We start from the raw sequence: 17895 nt of genomic DNA, 5'->3' as shown, positions 1-17895 counted from the left end.
CGGCCGTGAAGCCCCTCGACCCGCGGCTCCTGCGCCTGTCCCGGACGGCGCGCGGCTTCGTGCTGGCCGCCGCCGGCACCGGCCTGGTCCGGACGGTGGCGACGATCGCCATCGCCTGGGGGATCGCGGCGGCCGTGACGCTCGGCGTCGACGCCGTCGGGCACGGCTCGCTCCCGCCGACGTTCGTCCAGGCGTTGGCGCTCCTCGCCGTGGCCGTCCTCGTCCGGGCGGCCGCGGCGTGGGCCACCGACGACCTCGCGGCCCGTGCCGCGGCGCGGGTGAAGAGCGAGCTCCGAGCGACGGTCCTGGCGCGGGCGGCCGACCGGGGCCCCGAGTGGCTCGCCGGGCGCTCGAGCGCGGGGTTCGCCACGACGCTGGGACCCGGGCTGGACGCACTCGACGCCTACTTCGGGCGGTACCTGCCGCAGCTCGCGCTCACGGCGGTCGCCACACCGGTGCTCCTGGTCGCCATCGGCTTCGGTGACCTGACGAGCGGGATCATCGTCCTCTGCGCCCTGCCCGTGATCCCGGTGTTCATGATCCTGATCGGACTCGCCACGCAGTCGCTGCAGCGCCGGCAAGCCGACGCGCTGGCCCGGCTCGGCGGCGGGTTCACCGAGGCGGTGGAGGGGCTCGCGACACTCAAGGTGTTCGGCCGCGCCCGTCGGCAGGTCGGCCGGATCAGCACGCTGACCGACGAGTACCGACGCGGCACGATCGCGGTCCTGCGGCTGTCCTTCGTGAGCGGCTTCGCGCTCGAACTCGCCGCCAGCCTGTCCGTGGCCCTGGTCGCGGTGTCGATCGGCATCCGCCTGGTCGACGGGTCCCTCGGGCTCGGGGCCGCGATGTTCGTGCTCGTGCTCGCCCCCGAGGCGTTCGCCCCGATCCGGCAGGTCGGTGCGGACTTCCACGCCGCACAGGACGGCGTCGAGGCCTCGGCCGCCGTGCTCGACGTCCTCGACGACGAGACCGCGGCCGCGACGACCACCGTGGTCGAACCCGCCAGCACGGCCCTCGAGCTCGACGGGCTGCTCGTCCGACGCCCCGACGCGGTCATCGGCCCGGTGGACCTCCGGGCCCCCGCCGGCGCGATCGTCGTCCTCGCCGGGCCGAGCGGCTCGGGCAAGTCGAGCCTCATCGCCGCGATCCGTGGGGTCCTGCCGCACGAGGGCACCGTCGTGCTCCCCGGGAGCGGGCCCGCAGCCGATCGCGTGACGTGGGCGGACCAGCGCCCGCGGCTCGTCCGCGGGACGGTCGCCGAGAACGTCGCGCTCAGCGCGACCCCCGACGACGCCGACGTGCGGACCGCGCTCCGCGACGCCGGGCTGGGAGTCGAGCCGGGCCTCCCGGTCGGAGCAGCCGGTGCCGGACTGTCCGGCGGCCAGGCGCAACGCGTCGCGGTCGCCCGCGCCCTGTACCGGGCCCGACGGGTCCGGACCCCCCTGGTCCTGCTCGACGAGCCGACGTCGGCCCTCGACCCCGACGCGGAAGCCCACGTCATCGCCGCGATCCGCGCGCTCGCGGCTGCAGGTGCCGTGGTCGTCGTCGCGAGCCACCGACCCGCGGTCGTGGCCGTCGGGGACCTCCGGGTGGACGTCCGGACCGGCGGCGGCGTCGCGGTGTCCGCCTCGGTGTCCGGTGAGCGCGGAGCCGCGGCATGAGCGCGGCCGGCCGGGAGGCCCGGTCCACGTCCGTCCTGTGGCTCGCCGTGCCACGCGGTGCCGGCTGGGCGAAGGCGGTCGCCGCCGGCGCGCTGAGCGCCGTGTGCGCGGTGGCGCTCCTGGCCGCGAGCGGCTACCTGATCACGCGGGCCGCGGAGCACCCGCCGATCCTGTACCTGACGCTGGTGATGGTCGGGGTGCGGGCGTTCGCGCTTGGCCGCGCGGCCCTGCGGTACGTCGACCGGCTCGCGGGCCACGACGCATCGTTCCGACAGCTCGCCGTCGTCCGCACCGAGATGTACCGGCGGCTCTCGTCCGTCGCGCCGACGGGCCTCGGCGCGACCGGGCGCGGTGACCTGCTCACCCGGCTCGTGACCGACACCGACCGGCTGCAGGACCTGCCGATCCGGGTCGTCGGGCCCCTGGTGTCCGCCGCGACCGTGGCCGTGCTCTCCGTGGTGGCCGTCGCGATCGTCTCGGTCCCCGCCGCACTCGTGCTGCTCCTGGCGCTGGTCGTCGCGGGGCTCGTGGGCACGATCGCCACGCGCGCGATCGCCGAGCAGTCCGACCGGGCCACCGCGGCTGCGCGGGGACACCTCGCCGACCTGGTCCTCGACACCGTTCGGACGCTCGACGTCTTCGCGGCGTACGGCACCCTCGACGAGCGGCTCGCGCACCTCGCCCGGCTCGACGCCGACGTGACCCGGGCGGTCCGGCGGCGCGGCAGCGTGGAGTCCCTGGTGGGTGCGCTCGTCGGACTCGTCGGCGGGGCCGCGGTGATCGGCATCCTGGCGGTCGGGGCGCCCTCGGTGGTGTCGGGCGCACTCGACGGGCCGCTCTGGGCACTCGCGGTCTTCGTGCCGCTCGCCCTGTTCGACGTCGTCGGAGCGGTGCCGCTCGCGGTCCTGACCTCCCGACGGGTGCGTGCGGCGGCCGAGCGCATCGAGACCGTCGTGCCCGCCGAGGCGCCCGCCGGCATCGTCGCCGAGCCCGATGGACCGGCCGACCCGGAGTCCCTGGTGGTCGACGGCCCTGTGACGATCGCGGTCCGCGACCTCTCGGTGCGGTGGCCGGGCGCGGACCGTCCGGCGGTCGACGGTGTCTCGTTCGAGCTGCTCCCCGGCGAGGTCGTCGTGCTCGAGGGACCGAGCGGCGCCGGCAAGTCGACGCTCGTCGACGCCCTGGTCCGGTTCGTGGACCACGACGGCACGTACACGATCGACGGGGTCTCCGCGAAGGACCTGCACCCGGACGCCGTCCGTGCCCGCGTCGGGCTCATCGAGCAGGACCCGTTCGTGTTCGACCAGTCGGTGCGGCAGAACCTGCTGTTCGCCCGGGAGTCCGCGACCGACGACGACCTGGTCGCCGTCCTGGAGCGGGTCGGGCTCGGTGACTGGCTCGCGCGTCGCGGCGGCCTCGACGCCTCCGTGGGGGAGCGGGGCGTGCTGGTCTCCGGCGGACAGGCGCACCGGCTCGCACTCGCGCGGGCGCTGTTGCACGCGTTCCCCGTGCTCGTGCTCGACGAACCGACCGCGGACATCGACCCCGACCTCGGCGACACCGTGCTGCGGGATCTGGTGACCACCGCGCGTGCGGCTGGTCGTTCGGTCGTGATCGTGTCGCACGTCCCGGTCGCACGTGACCTGGTCGACCGGTCCCTGCGGATGCGGGACGGCCGGCTCGTCGACGCCTGAACCCGCCGTCGGTGGACCGGGGTCCTGGGACCCGCGGCGTGCGACCCGGGGCATCTGCGGGGCGGGAGCCGACCGTCTGCGGCACGTGAGCCGTCACGACGGCGCGGGGCGAGCCTCCCGGCTTGTAATCTTGACAACCGGACCATGCCCGACGGGCGTGAGCCGTGCCTCCAGACCGATTGAGAGTTCCGTGACCACCGAGCCGTACCCCGAGGACCCGAACGCCTACGACTTCCGTCGTCTGCAGGAGAAGTGGCAGCCCCGCTGGGAGGAACTCGGGCTCTTCACGACCGACCTCGACGACACGCGACCGCGCAAGTACATCCTCGAGATGTTCCCGTACCCGTCGGGTGACCTGCACATGGGGCACGCCGAGAACTGGGCGCTCGGCGACTTCGTGGCGCGGTACTGGCGGCAGCAGGGCTTCAACGTGCTGCACCCGATCGGGTGGGACTCGTTCGGGCTGCCCGCGGAGAACGCGGCGATCAAGCGCGGCGTCGACCCGAAGGAGTGGACGTACGCGAACATCGCGCAGCAGAAGGCGTCCTTCAAGCGCTACGCGCCGTCCTTCGACTGGTCGACCGAGATCCACACCTCGGATCCCGAGTACTACAAGTGGAACCAGTGGCTGTTCCTGAAGATGTACGAGAAGGGCCTGGCCTACCGGAAGGACAGCTGGGTCAACTGGGACCCGGTGGACCAGACCGTGCTCGCGAACGAGCAGGTGCTGCCCGACGGCACGTCCGACCGCTCCGGGGCCGTCGTCGTCAAGAAGAAGCTGACGCAGTGGTACTTCAAGATCACGGACTACGCGGACCGGCTGCTCGACGACCTCAACCAGCTCGAGGGACGGTGGCCGGCGAAGGTCATCGCGCAGCAGCGGAACTGGATCGGCCGGTCGGTCGGTGCCGACGTCGACTTCCAGATCGAGGGGCGCGACGAGCCCGTCACGGTGTTCACGACCCGTCCCGACACGATCCACGGCGTGACGTTCCTGGTGGTCGCGCCGGACTCCGACCTGGCGGCTGAGCTCGTCTCGTCCGCTGCACCCTCGGTGCGCGCCGACTTCGACGCGTACCTGACGGCGACGCAGAAGACGTCCGAGATCGACCGGCAGAACGCCGAGCGGCCGAAGACCGGCGTGCCGCTCGACCGGTTCGCGATCCACCCGCTGACGGGCGAACGCCTGCCGGTCTGGGCCGCCGACTACGTGCTCGCCGACTACGGCCACGGAGCCGTGATGGCGGTGCCCGCGCACGACCAGCGCGACCTCGACTTCGCGCGCACCTACGACCTGCCCGTGCGGGTGGTCGTGGACACGAACGCCGCCGTCACCGGATCGATCCCGGTGATCCCGGAGGGGGCCACGCTCGACGACTTCGACCTGCCGGTGCTCGACCCCGTCGCGACGGGCAAGGCCCTGACCGGCCAGGGTCGGATGATCAACTCCGGGCCGCTCGACGGGATGTCGAAGCAGCACGCGATCACCGCAGCGATCCGCCTGCTCGAGGAGCGCGGCACCGGGCGTGCCGCGAAGACGTACCGGCTGCGCGACTGGCTGATCTCCCGCCAGCGCTTCTGGGGCACCCCGATCCCGATCATCCACGGCGCGGACGGCACCGAGCACCCGGTGGACTTCGACCAGCTGCCGGTGCGGCTGCCGTCGACCGAGGGGCTCGACCTGAAGCCGAAGGGCACCTCGCCGCTCGGTGGGGCCACCGACTGGGTGAACGTGCCGAACCCCGTCGACGGCAGCCCGGCGCTCCGCGACACCGACACGATGGACACCTTCGTCGACTCGTCGTGGTACTTCCTGCGGTTCCTGTCGGCGACCGACGACACCCAGGCGTTCGACCCCGCCGCCGCCCGGAAGTGGGCGCCGGTCGACCAGTACATCGGCGGCATCGAGCACGCGATCCTGCACCTGCTCTACGCACGGTTCGTCACGAAGGTGCTGTTCGACCTGGGGTACCTGGACTTCACCGAGCCGTTCTCGGCGCTGCTCAACCAGGGCATGGTGCTCTCCGGCGGCTCGAAGATGTCGAAGTCGAAGGGCGGTGTCTCGCTCGGTGACGAACTCGACGCGAACGGCGTCGACGCGATCCGCCTGGTGATGGGCTTCGCCGGGCCGCCCGAGGACGACATCAACTGGGAGGACGTCTCGCCGGCGGCCTCCGCACGGTTCCTGGCGCGCGCCTACCGGCTCGCGCAGGACGTCACCTCGACGAAGGACGTGGTCTGGGCCGACGGCGACCGTGCCCTGCGTCAGGTCACGCACCGGTTCCTGGCCGACGCGCCGGGGATGATGGAGGCGTTCAAGTTCAACGTCGTCATCGCACGGCTCATGGACCTGGTCAACGTGACCCGGAAGGCGATCGACAGCGGCCCGGGAGCGGGCGACCCCGCCGTCCGGGAGGCCGTCGAGACGATCACCCTCGGCTTGAGCGTCTTCGCGCCGTACACCGGCGAGGAGATGTGGGAGATGCTGGGCTACGAGGCCACGGTCGCCACGTACGGGTGGCGCAAGGCCGACCCGACGCTGCTCGTGCAGGAGACGTTGACGGCGGTCGTGCAGGTGAACGGGAAGGTGCGGGACTCGTTCGAGGTGTCGAAGTCGATCGAGCCCGCCGCGCTCGAGGAACTCGCGCGGTCGTCGGCGAGCGTGCAGCGGTACATCGGGGACCGGGAGATCGTGAAGGTGATCGTGCGGGCGCCGAAGCTCGTGAACATCGCGATCAAGGGCTGATCCGTCCCGGGCTGCGTGGGCTGCGTGGTCGCGTGCAACGTGCGCGCGTCGTTCCTGCACAGCGGGGGCGGTGACCGAGCTCTCCACAGCTCGCGGTGACGGGGCCCGGCCGGGTGGTCGGGCTCCGTAGCGTTCCGGGCATGTCGTCGCCATGGCCCCCGTCCGGTCCGTCGTCGAGGTCGTCCGTCTCGCAGCCGGTGCCCGGGCCACTCGCTGGCGGCGGGAGCTTCGGGGACGACGGGAGCTTCGGGGACGTCGTCGGCCTCGGCGGCGCTGTGGCGGGTGGGCCGGAGGAGCGCGTCGAGGTCGTGCTGCCGGGGGCGCTGCACGACTTGCTGCCGGCCGCCTTGGGGGCGGGCGCGCCGCTCGTCGCTGGCCCGGTCGGCTCGGGCGCCGGGGCTGCCGCCGCCGGGGAACCGGTCACGTCGGGACTGTCCGGCCGCCTCGCGCTCTCGCCCCGTGCGGCGGTCGTCCTCGGCGGCGTCGTCCTGGCGATCGCACTCGTGGTCGTGGCACTCGGCGCGGGGTCCTCGGGTGCTGGCGGTGACGGTGTCGTCGTGACCGGAGCGCCGACCGTGACGGCTTCGGGGGAGACGCCCCGGCCTGCGTCACCAGGGGCCGCCGACGGTCCAGCGCGTTCGGCGGCACCGACGGCCGCGGCGACGGCCCCCGCCACCGTGGTCGTGCACGTGCTCGGCGCGGTGGCCCACGCCGGAGTCGTCGACCTGCCGGTCGGCAGCCGGGTGCAGGACGCGCTCACGCGGGCCGGTGGCGCGGTGGCCGAAGCGGATCTCACACGGCTGAACCTGGCCCGCGTCCTCGAGGACGGCGAGCGGTTGTACGTGCCGCGGGTCGGCGAGGCCGAGGTCCCGCAGGCGCTCGGCCCGGTGTCCGGAGGGGCGGGCACGACGGGATCTTCGACGAGCGCGTCCGGGGCTGCCGGGGCGCCCGGAGGGGCGGGTACGGCCGGGGCGCCGACCGGCGTCGTCGACCTGAACACCGCCGACCAGGCAGCCCTCGAGACGCTGCCGGGCATCGGCCCGTCGCTGGCGGTCGGATCATCGCGTGGCGTGACGAGCACGGTGGGTTCCGAGCCGTGGAGGACCTGCTCGACGTGAGCGGGATCGGTGACACCCGCTTCGCAGAGTTGCGCGACCGGGTGCGCGTGTGAGCGGGGTGACCGGTTCCGACACGCGGATCGCGCTCCCGGCAGCGTGTGCGTGGCTCGCCGCCGCGCTGCTCGTCGGCCAGCCGCGGGCCGCGGTCCCCACCGTGGTCGTCGGGGCCGTCATCGTCGTGGGAGCCGCGCTCGTGCTGTGGGCGGTGCGCTCGGGACCCGACACCGTGCGGGTGCTGGTCGCGCTCGTCCTGACGGCTGCGGCGCTCGTCGCGCTCGTGGCGGTGGCGATCGGCGTCGGGGAGGTCCGGCGGCAGCCCGACGCCGTACGGTCGATCGGCCCGGGTGCCGTCGGGGTGCAGCTGACGCTCGACCGCGACCTGACCCCGCGCGACCGATCCGTGCTCGGGACGCTGCGGGCCGTCGAGGGTGCGGTCGGCGCGGGTGGTGCGGCGGCGCTCCGGGTGCCCGTGCGGGTGGTGCCGGCGGCCGACTCGTCAGACCGACCGCGGACGGTCGCGGCCGGGTCGTCACTCGCCGGCCGTGCCACGGTGCAGCCCGACGACCCCGGGTCGCCCACGGCGTTCGTGGTGTTCCTCCGCGGAACCCCACGGACGCAGCCGCCCACCGGGTTCCTGGCGGCCACGGATCGCGCCCGGCAAGCGTTCGTCCGCGTCTCGTCGGCCCTGCCGGAACCCGGTGCGTCCTTGCTCCGTGGACTCGCGATCGGTGACCGGAGCGGACTCGACGAGGACACGCAGGCCGCGATGGAGACCGCCGCCCTGACACACCTGACCGCGGTGTCCGGCTCGAACTGCGCCGTGATCGTGGCACTCGTCGTGGTCCTCGGGCGCGCGTGCGGGCTCCCGCGGGTGATCCGTGCCGCCGTGGCGGTCGCCCTGCTCCTCGCGTTCGTCGTGCTCGTCCGTCCCGATCCGTCGATCGTGCGGGCGACCGTGATGGCCGTCATCGTGCTCGTGGTGCACCTCACCGGGCGACCCGTGCGCGGCGTGCCGGTCATCGCGCTGGCCGTGGTCGGCATGCTCGTCGTCGACCCGTGGACCGCCCGGTCGTTCGCGTTCACCCTGTCGGTGCTGGCCACCAGCGGGATCGTCGTGCTCGGGCCGCCCCTGGCCGACCTCGTCGGGAAGTGGGTGTGGAAGCCGTTCGCGGCCGTGCTCGCGGTCCCGGTGTCGGCGCAGCTCGCGTGCTGGCCGGCCACCATCCCGCTGGCTGCTGCGCTGCCGACCTACGCCGTGCCCGCGAACCTGCTCACCGAGCCGCTCGCGCCGGTGGTGACCGTGATCGGGCTCGGTGCGTGCCTGCTGGCTCCCGTGTGGCCGGACGGCGCCTCGGTGTTGGCCGGTGTCGCCTGGGCCCCCGCGAGCGCCATCGGCGTCGTCGCACACACGGCGGCGAAGCTCCCGTTCGCGTCGGCACCCTGGCCGGGTGACGGGATCGGCGTCGCCGCGGCGGCCGGGGTCAGTGTCGCCGTCGCCGTCGCCGTCCTGGTCACCGGGATGCTCCGTCGGTGGTTGGTCCTCGCCGCCGGCGCGGTCGTCGTGATCGGCGTAGCGAGCGTGGCGCTCCCCGTCGTCGTCGCGCGGGGGAGCATCCCCGACGACTGGTCGATCGCGGCCTGCGACGTCGGACAGGGCGACGCAATCCTGCTCCGCGGCGGCAACGCCATCGGACTGGTCGACACCGGCGACGATCCCGAGCGACTCCACGCCTGCCTGGACCTGCTCGGCGTGGAGCGGATCGACCTGCTCGTCCTGACGCACTTCGACCGTGACCACGTCGGTGCCGTCGGCACGGTCGCCGGGTCCGTGAGGACCGCGCTCGTGGGTCCGACGGGACGTGCTGCCGACGAACGCATCGTCCGCGACCTCCAGCACGCCGGAGTCGACGTGCGTCGCGGATCGGCGGGGGTGTCGGGAGAGCTCGGGCCGCTGACGTGGCGGGTGCTCTGGCCGTCGAGCGGTGACGTCGCGGCGGGGAACGCCGCGAGCGTCGTGCTCCGGACCGACCCCGGCCACGGGTGCGTCGGGTGCGTGTCGTCACTCCTGCTCGGCGACCTCGGTGAGACGGCGCAACGACGGCTCCTGGCCACCGGACTCGACCCGGTCGACGTCGTCAAGGTGGCCCACCACGGGGCCGCCGACCAGGACCCGGCGCTCTACGAGCAGGTCGCCGCACCCGTCGGCCTCATCGGCGTCGGCGCGGACAACACCTACGGCCACCCCACCACGCGAGCGCTCGACATGCTCCGCGCCGCGGGGACGACGGCGTTCCGGACGGACCGGCAGGGGACGGTCGTCGTCCGTGCCGGTGCCGACGGAGCCGTCCGCATCTGTACCGAACGCGGATCGTCGGCGGCCGCCCGTAGGATCGAGGGAGCACCACCGGAAGGAACGCATGCCCGCCAAGAAGCCCGCGCGCGCCGCCGCGAAGATCGACCAGGTCCCGTGGTCGGGCATCCGGCCGTCGCCGGTCGTGCTCATCACCGGGCCGGAACAGTTCCTGGCCGAGCGGGCGAGCAGTGTGCTCCGCGACCTGCTCGTCGGCGAGGACCCCGCGCTCGAGGTCCACGACCTCGAAGCCGACCAGTACGCTCCCGGGTTGCTCGCGACCCTCGCGAGCCCGTCGCTCTTCGGCGAACCGCGGCTCGTGCGCGTGACCAACGTCGAGAAGTGCACCGACGCGTTCATCACCGAGACCATCGCGTACCTCGGGGCCGCGGCGGACGACGTCACGCTCGTGCTCCGCCACGGCGGTGGGATGCGGGGCAAGAAGCTGCTCGACACGATCCGCAGCGGGGTGGGCGGTGGGATCGAGGTCGTGTGCGACGAACTCAAGCGCGAGACCGACCGCATCGAATTCGTCAACGCCGAGTTCCGCGCTGCCCGTCGCAAGATCGCGCCGTCCGCGGTCCGGACGCTCGTCACAGCGTTTGCGGACGACCTGGCCGAACTCGCCGCGGCGTGCCGACAGCTCCTCGCTGACGAAGCGCAGGAGATCACGGACAAGGTCGTCGACAAGTACTACGGCGGCCGCGTCGAGACGAACGCGTTCAAGGTGGCGGACATCGCCCTGGCCGGACGCTCGGCACCCGCCATCGTGGAGCTGCGGCACGCCCTCGCCACGGGCGAAGCCCCGGTCCCGATCGTCGCCGCCTTCGCGAGCAAGATCCGCACGATGGCGAAGGTCAGCGCGTTCCGTGGCCCCAGCGGGCAGGCGGCGTCAGCCCTCGGCATGGCGCCGTGGCAGGTGCAGCGAGCACAGCGCGACGTCGCCGGTTGGAGCGAGGCCGGCCTGGCGAACGCGATCACCAGCATCGCCGAGGCCGACACCGCGGTGAAGGGCGGGTCGCGCGATGCGCACTACGCGCTCGAGGTCATGGTCCGCACCATCGCTCGACGCGGCGAGGCACGCTGACGCGAGCGGGGCCTCCCGTCCGCATGCGGCGGTGCAGGAACGGTACTGACCGCGCAGGTGGACCCGGGAACGACGAAGGCCCCGCACCAACGGTGCGGGGCCTTCGAACGAGGATCAGAGCGTCAGAGCGACGCGACCTTCTTGGCGATGGCCGACTTGCGGTTCGCAGCCTGGTTCTTGTGGATGACGCCCTTGCTCACGGCCTTGTCGAGCTTCTTGGTGGCGACGGCCAGGGCCGCGACGGCCTTGTCCTTGTCACCGGCAGCAACGGCATCGTTCGTGTGACGGATGAACGTCTTGAGCTCGGACTTGTAGGCCTTGTTGCGCTCCTGGGCCTTCAGGTTGGTCTTGATGCGCTTGATCTGCGACTTGATGTTCGCCATGGATGTTCTCCTGCTTCGTCTCGGACGGGTGGTTGCGACCGCTGGGTAGAGGGGCCCTTGGTCGCATCGCGTTCCACCCGTGGGCGACGGAACGCGTAAGCCAGCCACCAACATTACCAGGCGGAACCGCGCGGAACAACGCAGCGAAACGCCGCGGAACGACCCCGTCTGCTCGAGACGCCCCGGTTTGCTCGAGACGGTGCCGAATACCGCGGCGTCTCGCGTACTCGGCGGTGTGTCGGCGGGACGGGGGCGTCTCGCCCGGCGAGCGGATCGGCGGGACGGGGGCGTCTCGCCCGGCGAGCGGATCGGCGGGACGGGGCGTCTCGCCGGGCGACCAGACGTGGGAGACTTGTCCGACCGTCCGACCCACCCCGAGGAACCGTGAGCCCACAAGCATCTGCGCCGCTCGAGCCCGCCGCGACCCCGGCCGGGGCGATCCGCAACTTCTGCATCATCGCCCACATCGACCACGGCAAGTCCACGCTGGCCGACCGCATGCTCTCGATCACCGGCATCGTCGAGGACCGCGCCATGCGTGCGCAGTACCTCGACCGCATGGACATCGAGCGCGAGCGCGGCATCACGATCAAGTCCCAGGCGGTCCGCATGCCGTGGGAGCTCGACGGTGAGACCTTCGCGCTGAACATGATCGACACCCCCGGGCACGTCGACTTCTCGTACGAGGTCTCGCGCAGCCTGGCGGCGTGCGAGGGCGCGATCCTGCTCGTCGATGCGGCACAGGGCATCGAGGCGCAGACCCTCGCGAACCTGTACCTGGCGCTCGAGAACGACCTCGAGATCATCCCGGTGCTCAACAAGATCGACCTGCCCGCCGCCGACCCGGACAAGTACGCGGCCGAACTCGCCCAGCTCATCGGGGGCAAGCCGGAGGACGTGCTGCGGGTCTCGGGCAAGACCGGTGTCGGTGTCGCGGAGCTCCTGGACCGCGTCGTCCGCACGGTCCCGGCACCGACCGGCACGGTGGACGCCCCGCCGCGCGCGATGATCTTCGACTCGGTGTACGACAGCTACCGCGGCGTCGTGACGTACATCCGCATGATCGACGGGTCGATCAAGCCGCGCGAGAAGGTCCAGATGATGTCGACCAAGTCGACGCACGAGATCCTCGAGATCGGGGTGTCGAGCCCGGAGCCGACCCCGACGAAGGGCCTGTCCGTCGGCGAGGTCGGCTACCTGATCACCGGCGTCAAGGACGTCCGCCAGTCGAAGGTCGGCGACACCGTCACCAGCGCGCAGCGTCCGGCGACGCAGGCGCTGCCCGGGTACACCGACCCGAAGCCGATGGTCTTCTCCGGCCTGTACCCGATCGACGGCTCGGACTACCCGGACCTCCGCGAGGCGCTCGACAAGCTCAAGCTCTCCGACGCGGCCCTGGTCTACGAGCCGGAGACCTCCGTCGCACTCGGCTTCGGCTTCCGCTGCGGGTTCCTCGGCCTGCTGCACCTCGAGATCATCACCGAGCGGCTCAGCCGCGAGTTCGGCCTCGACCTCATCACCACCGCCCCGAGCGTGATCTACGACGTCACGACCGAGGACAACACGACGACCCAGGTCACGAACCCGTCCGAGTTCCCGACGGGCCGCATCCTCGAGGTCCGGGAGCCCATGGTCCGCGCGGCGATCCTCGCCCCGAAGGACTACGTCGGCGCGATCATGGAGCTCTGCCAGCAGCGCCGAGGCTCCCTGCTCGGCATGGAGTACCTGGGCGAGGACCGCGTCGAGATCCGCTACCAGATGCCCCTCGGCGAGATCGTCTTCGACTTCTTCGACCAGCTGAAGAGCAAGACGCAGGGCTACGCGAGCCTGGACTACGAGCCCATCGGCGACCAGGCCGCGGACCTCGTGAAGGTCGACATCCTGCTGCAGGGTGAGCAGGTCGACGCGTTCAGCGCGATCGTGCACCGCGACAAGGCGTACGCGTACGGCACGCTCATGACGGAGCGACTCCGGAAGCTCATCCCGCGCCAGCAGTTCGAGGTCCCGATCCAGGCCGCGATCGGCGCCCGCATCATCGCGCGCGAGAGCATCCGCGCGATGCGCAAGGACGTCCTGGCGAAGTGCTACGGCGGTGACATCACCCGCAAGCGCAAGCTGCTCGAGAAGCAGAAGGAGGGCAAGAAGCGCATGAAGACCATCGGCCGGGTCGAGGTCCCGCAGGAGGCCTTCATCGCCGCGCTCTCCGGGGACGTCGAAGAGAAGAAGAAGTAGCGCCGGACCGCCCTCCGGACCCGCGTCCGGAGGGCGGCCAGCATCACGGCCGGGAGGCCCGCAGCACGGGTGCTGAGCGGCCCGCGCGACCCGCCGGGGCGGCCGCACCCCCGGCACCCCGGTAGCATTGCGGCCATGAGTACCCGCGGGAGCTACCGGACCGCCCTGACGTACGGAGCCGTGGGCGCGACCCAGGCACCGGACCTCATGACGTACCCGCCGGAGGGGTTCACCCCGACGGAGTCCCGCTCCCGGATCGGCCACGGCGACGCGCGCTTCGAGACCGCGGTCACGCAGACCCTGACGTGGCAGATCCAGGAGCGCAGCGGCATCCGCGTGCAGGTCGAGGAACAGCCCGACGACGACGAGGTCCGCTACAACCCGGTCACCTTCGACGACGAGGGCGTGCCGATCACGCCGGCCTCGATCGGGACGCCCCGGGTCGAGAAGTTCGCGGCCGACGGGACCCCGCTGGTCACCGCCGGGACCACGGCGACCCTGACGATGCACGCGTTCGGACAGACAGTGCAGGCACCGGTCCGGGTCGTGTCGATCATCGACGAGCACGACCGCAAGGGCTTCGCGTACGGCACGCTCGAGGGGCACCCGCTCTCGGGCGAGGAGTCCTTCGTCGTGGAGCGGACCCCGGACGGCTCCGTCTGGCTGCAGATCCGGCAGTTCTCGCAGCCGGCCAGTCGGAAGTGGCAGTTCGTCGCACCGCTGTTGCGGCGGCAGCAGAAGGTCATGGCGGAGAAGTACCTGGCCGCCCTCCGCGGCGACTGACCCGCCTGCTGGCCGCCCGGCCGGCGACCGACACGCGGCGACGACACGCGGCGACCAAGCGCTGCTGCGACACGCCCGGGCGCGGGCAGTGGGGGAGCACAATCCGTCGCGCTGGGCGTCGCCGAGCGACGGTTTCCGCGCCCTCGGCGTCGGGCGTGCGGCGTGTCGAGCGCTCTCGGCGGGGCCGCGATGGCGCGTCGGCAGGCGGCCGCCGGACGCGTGGACCCGCGGACGGGAGGCGCGTGGCTGAGCCCGTCCCACGCCTCCAGACGGAGACGCCGACAGGCCGTCGGCTCAGCCGACCGGGCGGAGCGGCGGCAACGCCGCGATCGCCTCCTCGATGAGCTGCCCGTCCTGCACGCAGTCGCGCGCGATCGTCACCGCTGCCGTGGCCCGGAGCGAGTCCACGTCGTAGACCCCCGTCGCCACGGCGACGAAGGGGATCCCCACGGCGTCGGCGGCCTCACCGTCGCGCGGGGTGTCCCCGACGATCACGGCACGGGTCCCGGCGAGGGCCTCGGCAGCGCGGCCGGTGACGCCGGTGCGGTCGACCTCCTCGTCGCCGAAGTACGAGTGCTCCCAGTCGAAGGCGTCGACGGCGAACCCGGCGCCGAGCAGCTTGACGCGAGCGCGGTACGCGGAGTTGCCCGTCAGCAGGCCGTTGCGCCATCCGAGCTCCGCGAACCGGGCCACCAGGTCCATCGCGCCGGGGGCCGGGCGTCGCCGGTCGCCGGCGTGGTACCGCTCGGTGGTGAGGTCCCGCAGGTGCCCGCTGACGACGGGGATGAGGTCGTCCCCGAGGTCGTGTGCCCGGACGTGCTCCGCGATGAGCCCGGCATCGGTGCGTCCGTGCTGGTGTCCGACGCGGAGTGTGAGGTCCCGGCCCACGGCCCGCTCGAGCGCGAGGTGGTACAGGTTGCCCGGCGACGACGCGTTGAGGACGAGCGTGCCGTCGATGTCCCAGAGGACCGTGGTGGGGACCGCGTGGTGCTCCATCCCTCCATCATGGCCGACAATGGAGTCCATGCCGAGTGCCCTCCCGATCGCCGATCCCGCCCCACGGGACGGCCTGATCACCCCGGGCCCGGACGCGGGTGCCGTGCCCTTCGGCGTGTACGTCCACGTCCCCTTCTGCCGCGTCCGCTGCGGGTACTGCGACTTCAACACCTACACGGCCTCGGAGCTCCGCGGCGTCCGGCGGGACGACTACGCCGGCCACGCCGTGCGCGAGATCGAGTGGGCGGCGACGGTGCTCGACCGTTCCGGCGTCCCGCGGCGCCCGGTGTCGACGGTCTTCTTCGGCGGCGGCACCCCCACGATGCTGCCGGCGTCCGACCTGGTGATGATCCTCCGGGCGATCGACGACACCTGGGGGATCCTGCCAGGCGCGGAGATCACGACCGAGGCGAACCCCGACTCCGTCGACGCCGAGTCCATCGCGACCCTGCAGCGCGGCGGGTTCACGCGGATGAGCTACGGCATGCAGTCGGCCGTCCCGCACGTGCTCGCGACCCTCGATCGCACCCACGACCCGCTGCGCGTGCCCGTCGTCGTCGACCTCGCGAAGCAGCAGGGGCTCGACGTCAGCCTCGACCTCATCTACTCGACGCCGGGGGAGTCCCTGGCCGACTGGCGGACCTCGCTCGACGCGGCGGTGGCCTGCGCACCCGACCACGTGTCGGCGTACTCGCTGATCGTCGAGGACGGGACGGCGATGGGCCGGGCGGTCTCGCGGGGTGAGCTCCCGGCCCCGGACGACGACCTCGCCGCGGACATGTACGACCTGGCCGACGAGGTGTTCGGGGCCGCGGGGTACTCCTGGTACGAGGTCTCCAACTGGTCGCGCGGCCCGGAGCACGCGAGCCGGCACAACCTGTCCTACTGGAAGGGCCACGACTGGTGGGGGGTCGGCCCCGGCGCCCACTCGAGCGTCGCGGGCACCCGGTGGTGGAACGTGAAGCACCCGGCGCCCTACGCGAACCGTGTGCTCGACCGCGTGTCGCCGGCCGCCGGGCGCGAGACGCTCGACGCCGAGACCCGCTACGTCGAGCGCGTGCTCCTCGCCGCGCGTGTCCGCGGGGAACTCACCACCTCCGAGCTCCGCCAGGAGGCCCGTGGCCGCGTCGCCGGGCTCATCGCACGTGGTCTCGTAGACGGGTCGGCCGCGGTGCGGGGGCGGATCGACCTGACCAGGACGGGCCGGCTGCTCGCCGACGCGGTGGTGCGGGAGCTGCTGGACTGACCGCTCGCCGGCGCTACTCGCGGATGAACTCGATCGACAGCGGGTAGCGGTAGAGCTGGCCCCGGTTGGCCGCGACGGCCGCGATGATCCCGAAGACGATCGACACGATGCCCGCTGCCCAGATGATGAACAGTCCGATCACGACGATCGACAGGATGGTCCCGGCGACGTAGGCGATGGCCATCGTCAGGTGGAAGTTGAGGGCAGCGCGGGTGTGCTCGCGCACGAAGGCGCCGCGGTCCCGCAGCACCAGGTAGGCGACGAGCGGCGCGACGAAGTTCGAGAAGATCCCGCCGATGTGCGTCAGGGTCGCCCAGAGCCGCTGGTCCGCCGGCGTCATCGGCTGCGGCGGCTGGTAGTACCCGCCGGGGCCCTGGGGGCCGCCGGGCTGCTGCGGTCCGCCGGGGTACTGGCCGCCGCCGGGCTGCTGTCCGTAGGTCATGCCGGAAGCGTACCGGCGGCCTGTGCAGAAGTCCCGGGGCGTCGGCGGTCGGGCGTAGGATCAGCAGTCGACACGTCCGAGTGCCAGAACGAACGGAAGGGGATCAGGTGGTCAGCGAACGCAGCCTCGAGGTCCTCAAGGCGATCGTGCGGGACTACGTCGCCTCCCGCGAACCGGTCGGCTCGAAGACCATCGTCGAACGGCACGCCTTCGGTGTCAGCGCCGCCACCATCCGCAACGACATGGCCCAGCTCGAGGACGAGCAGCTCATCGTCGCTCCCCACACCTCGTCGGGTCGTGTCCCAACCGACAAGGGCTACCGGCTCTTCGTCGACCACCTCGCGGGGACCCGACCGCTCTCCAGCGCCCAGCGGCACGCGATCGAGACGTTCCTCGGGGCGCCGAACGACCTCGACGAGGTCCTCGGGCGCACCGTCCGGCTGCTCAGCCAGCTCACGAACCAGGTCGCCCTCGTCCAGTACCCCTCGATGATCCGGGCGCGCGTCCAGCACGTCGAACTCGTCCGCCTGGGCGACTCCCGGCTGATGATCGTCCTGATCACGGACACCGCGCGGGTCGAGCAGCGGGTCGTCGAGACCGACGTGCCGATCGACGAGACCGCGCTCACCGAACTCCGCAGCGTCGTGAACGGCGCTGCCGTCGGCCTCCTGCTCCAGGACGTCCCGCGGGCGCTCCGGGCCGTCCCGCAGCAGCTCCGACCGGAGGGGCAGCCCCTCGCCGGCGTGGTCGTCGCGACGCTCATCGAGCAGGTCGGCGCGAACCGGCAGGACCGCCTGCTGATGGCCGGCGCCGCGAACCTGGCGAAGAGCGAACAGGACTTCTCCGGCGGCCTCTTCCCCGTGCTCGAGGCCATCGAGGAACAAGTCACCCTGCTCCGGTTGTTCAGTGAGATGCAGGTCGACGACATCGCGGTGGCGGCGAGCATCGGCATGGAGAACGCCGAGTACGGGCTCGACGCGACGAGCATCGTCGCCGGTGGCTACCTGGCGGGCGGTGAGGTCGCTCGGTTGGGCGTCCTCGGGCCGACCCGCATGGACTACGGCACGAACATGGCCGCCGTGCGCGCCGTCGCACGGTACCTCTCCAAACTCCTCGGTGAGCATTGACCGAGACCGACCCGGCCACCTGACGGGCGC

Annotated in this window: 13 protein-coding genes and 1 pseudogene; 11 read left to right on the top strand and 3 right to left on the bottom strand. The window is 72.4% G+C overall.

What is annotated here, in order from left to right; translation table 11 throughout:
• Positions 1-5 precede the first annotated feature (5 nt).
• The 7 genes and pseudogenes from cydD (at position 6) to holA (ending at position 10656) form a co-directional block, all read left to right on the top strand.
• Positions 6-1661, top strand: a complete 1656-nt coding sequence (gene cydD, locus J7E22_RS15570; RefSeq protein ID WP_214982741.1) for a thiol reductant ABC exporter subunit CydD — start codon at positions 6-8, stop codon at positions 1659-1661.
• Positions 1658-3355, top strand: coding sequence for a thiol reductant ABC exporter subunit CydC (cydC, locus tag J7E22_RS15565; protein WP_214982740.1), 1698 nt, complete (start codon positions 1658-1660; stop codon positions 3353-3355). The genes cydD and cydC overlap by 4 nt, the downstream gene beginning before the upstream one ends.
• Positions 3356-3545: 190 nt before the next feature.
• Complete coding sequence (leuS, locus tag J7E22_RS15560; RefSeq protein WP_214982739.1) at positions 3546-6101, top strand: leucine--tRNA ligase; 2556 nt, start codon at positions 3546-3548, stop codon at positions 6099-6101.
• Between the two features lie 140 nt (positions 6102-6241).
• Complete coding sequence (locus J7E22_RS15555; protein ID WP_251009226.1) at positions 6242-7219, top strand: SLBB domain-containing protein; 978 nt, start codon at positions 6242-6244, stop codon at positions 7217-7219.
• A complete protein-coding gene (locus J7E22_RS18445; protein WP_374193285.1) occupies positions 7198-7272 on the top strand; it encodes a hypothetical protein in 75 nt (24 codons plus the stop codon). Before J7E22_RS15555 ends, J7E22_RS18445 begins: the two co-directional genes overlap by 22 nt.
• Positions 7269-9056 (top strand): annotated as a pseudogene (locus J7E22_RS18340) (ComEC/Rec2 family competence protein); the annotation flags it as partial. The gene J7E22_RS18445 and the pseudogene J7E22_RS18340, both read left to right, overlap by 4 nt.
• A 580-nt stretch (positions 9057-9636) precedes the next feature.
• Positions 9637-10656, top strand: a complete 1020-nt coding sequence (gene holA / locus J7E22_RS17740) for a DNA polymerase III subunit delta (protein WP_251009225.1) — start codon at positions 9637-9639, stop codon at positions 10654-10656.
• Positions 10657-10778: 122 nt separating this feature from the next.
• Here the strand turns inward: holA and rpsT are convergent, their stop codons facing one another.
• On the bottom strand, positions 10779-11039 hold the full coding sequence (rpsT, locus tag J7E22_RS15545) for a 30S ribosomal protein S20 (protein ID WP_214982737.1): 261 nt from the start codon (positions 11037-11039) through the stop codon (positions 10779-10781).
• A gap of 384 nt (positions 11040-11423) precedes the next feature.
• Between rpsT and lepA the strand changes: the two genes are divergently transcribed.
• Both lepA and J7E22_RS15535 read left to right on the top strand, forming a co-directional pair.
• On the top strand, positions 11424-13271 hold the full coding sequence (lepA, locus tag J7E22_RS15540) for a translation elongation factor 4 (protein ID WP_214982736.1): 1848 nt from the start codon (positions 11424-11426) through the stop codon (positions 13269-13271).
• Between the two features lie 135 nt (positions 13272-13406).
• Positions 13407-14054, top strand: a complete 648-nt coding sequence (locus tag J7E22_RS15535; RefSeq protein ID WP_214982735.1) for a DUF1990 family protein — start codon at positions 13407-13409, stop codon at positions 14052-14054.
• Between the two features lie 294 nt (positions 14055-14348).
• Here the strand turns inward: J7E22_RS15535 and J7E22_RS15530 are convergent, their stop codons facing one another.
• Positions 14349-15050: an HAD family hydrolase gene (locus tag J7E22_RS15530; RefSeq protein WP_214982734.1), complete on the bottom strand. Its 702-nt coding sequence runs from the start codon at positions 15048-15050 to the stop codon at positions 14349-14351.
• Positions 15051-15078: 28 nt separating this feature from the next.
• On the opposite strand from J7E22_RS15530, the gene hemW reads away from it, so the two are divergent.
• Positions 15079-16296: a radical SAM family heme chaperone HemW gene (gene hemW, locus J7E22_RS15525; RefSeq protein WP_214982733.1), complete on the top strand. Its 1218-nt coding sequence runs from the start codon at positions 15079-15081 to the stop codon at positions 16294-16296.
• A gap of 13 nt (positions 16297-16309) precedes the next feature.
• Here the strand turns inward: hemW and J7E22_RS15520 are convergent, their stop codons facing one another.
• Positions 16310-16738, bottom strand: a complete 429-nt coding sequence (locus J7E22_RS15520) for a DUF4870 domain-containing protein (RefSeq protein ID WP_308159273.1) — start codon at positions 16736-16738, stop codon at positions 16310-16312.
• A gap of 107 nt (positions 16739-16845) precedes the next feature.
• Between J7E22_RS15520 and hrcA the strand changes: the two genes are divergently transcribed.
• Complete coding sequence (hrcA, locus tag J7E22_RS15515; protein ID WP_214982732.1) at positions 16846-17865, top strand: heat-inducible transcriptional repressor HrcA; 1020 nt, start codon at positions 16846-16848, stop codon at positions 17863-17865.
• The last annotated feature ends 30 nt before the right edge of the window (positions 17866-17895 follow it).

Origin of the sequence: Curtobacterium sp. ISL-83, assembly GCF_018613895.1 — a bacterium.
Taxonomy (GTDB): Bacteria; Actinomycetota; Actinomycetes; order Actinomycetales; family Microbacteriaceae; genus Curtobacterium.
The sequence above is the reverse complement of the archived record's forward strand: the minus strand, read 5'-3'. Positions and strand labels throughout refer to the sequence as shown.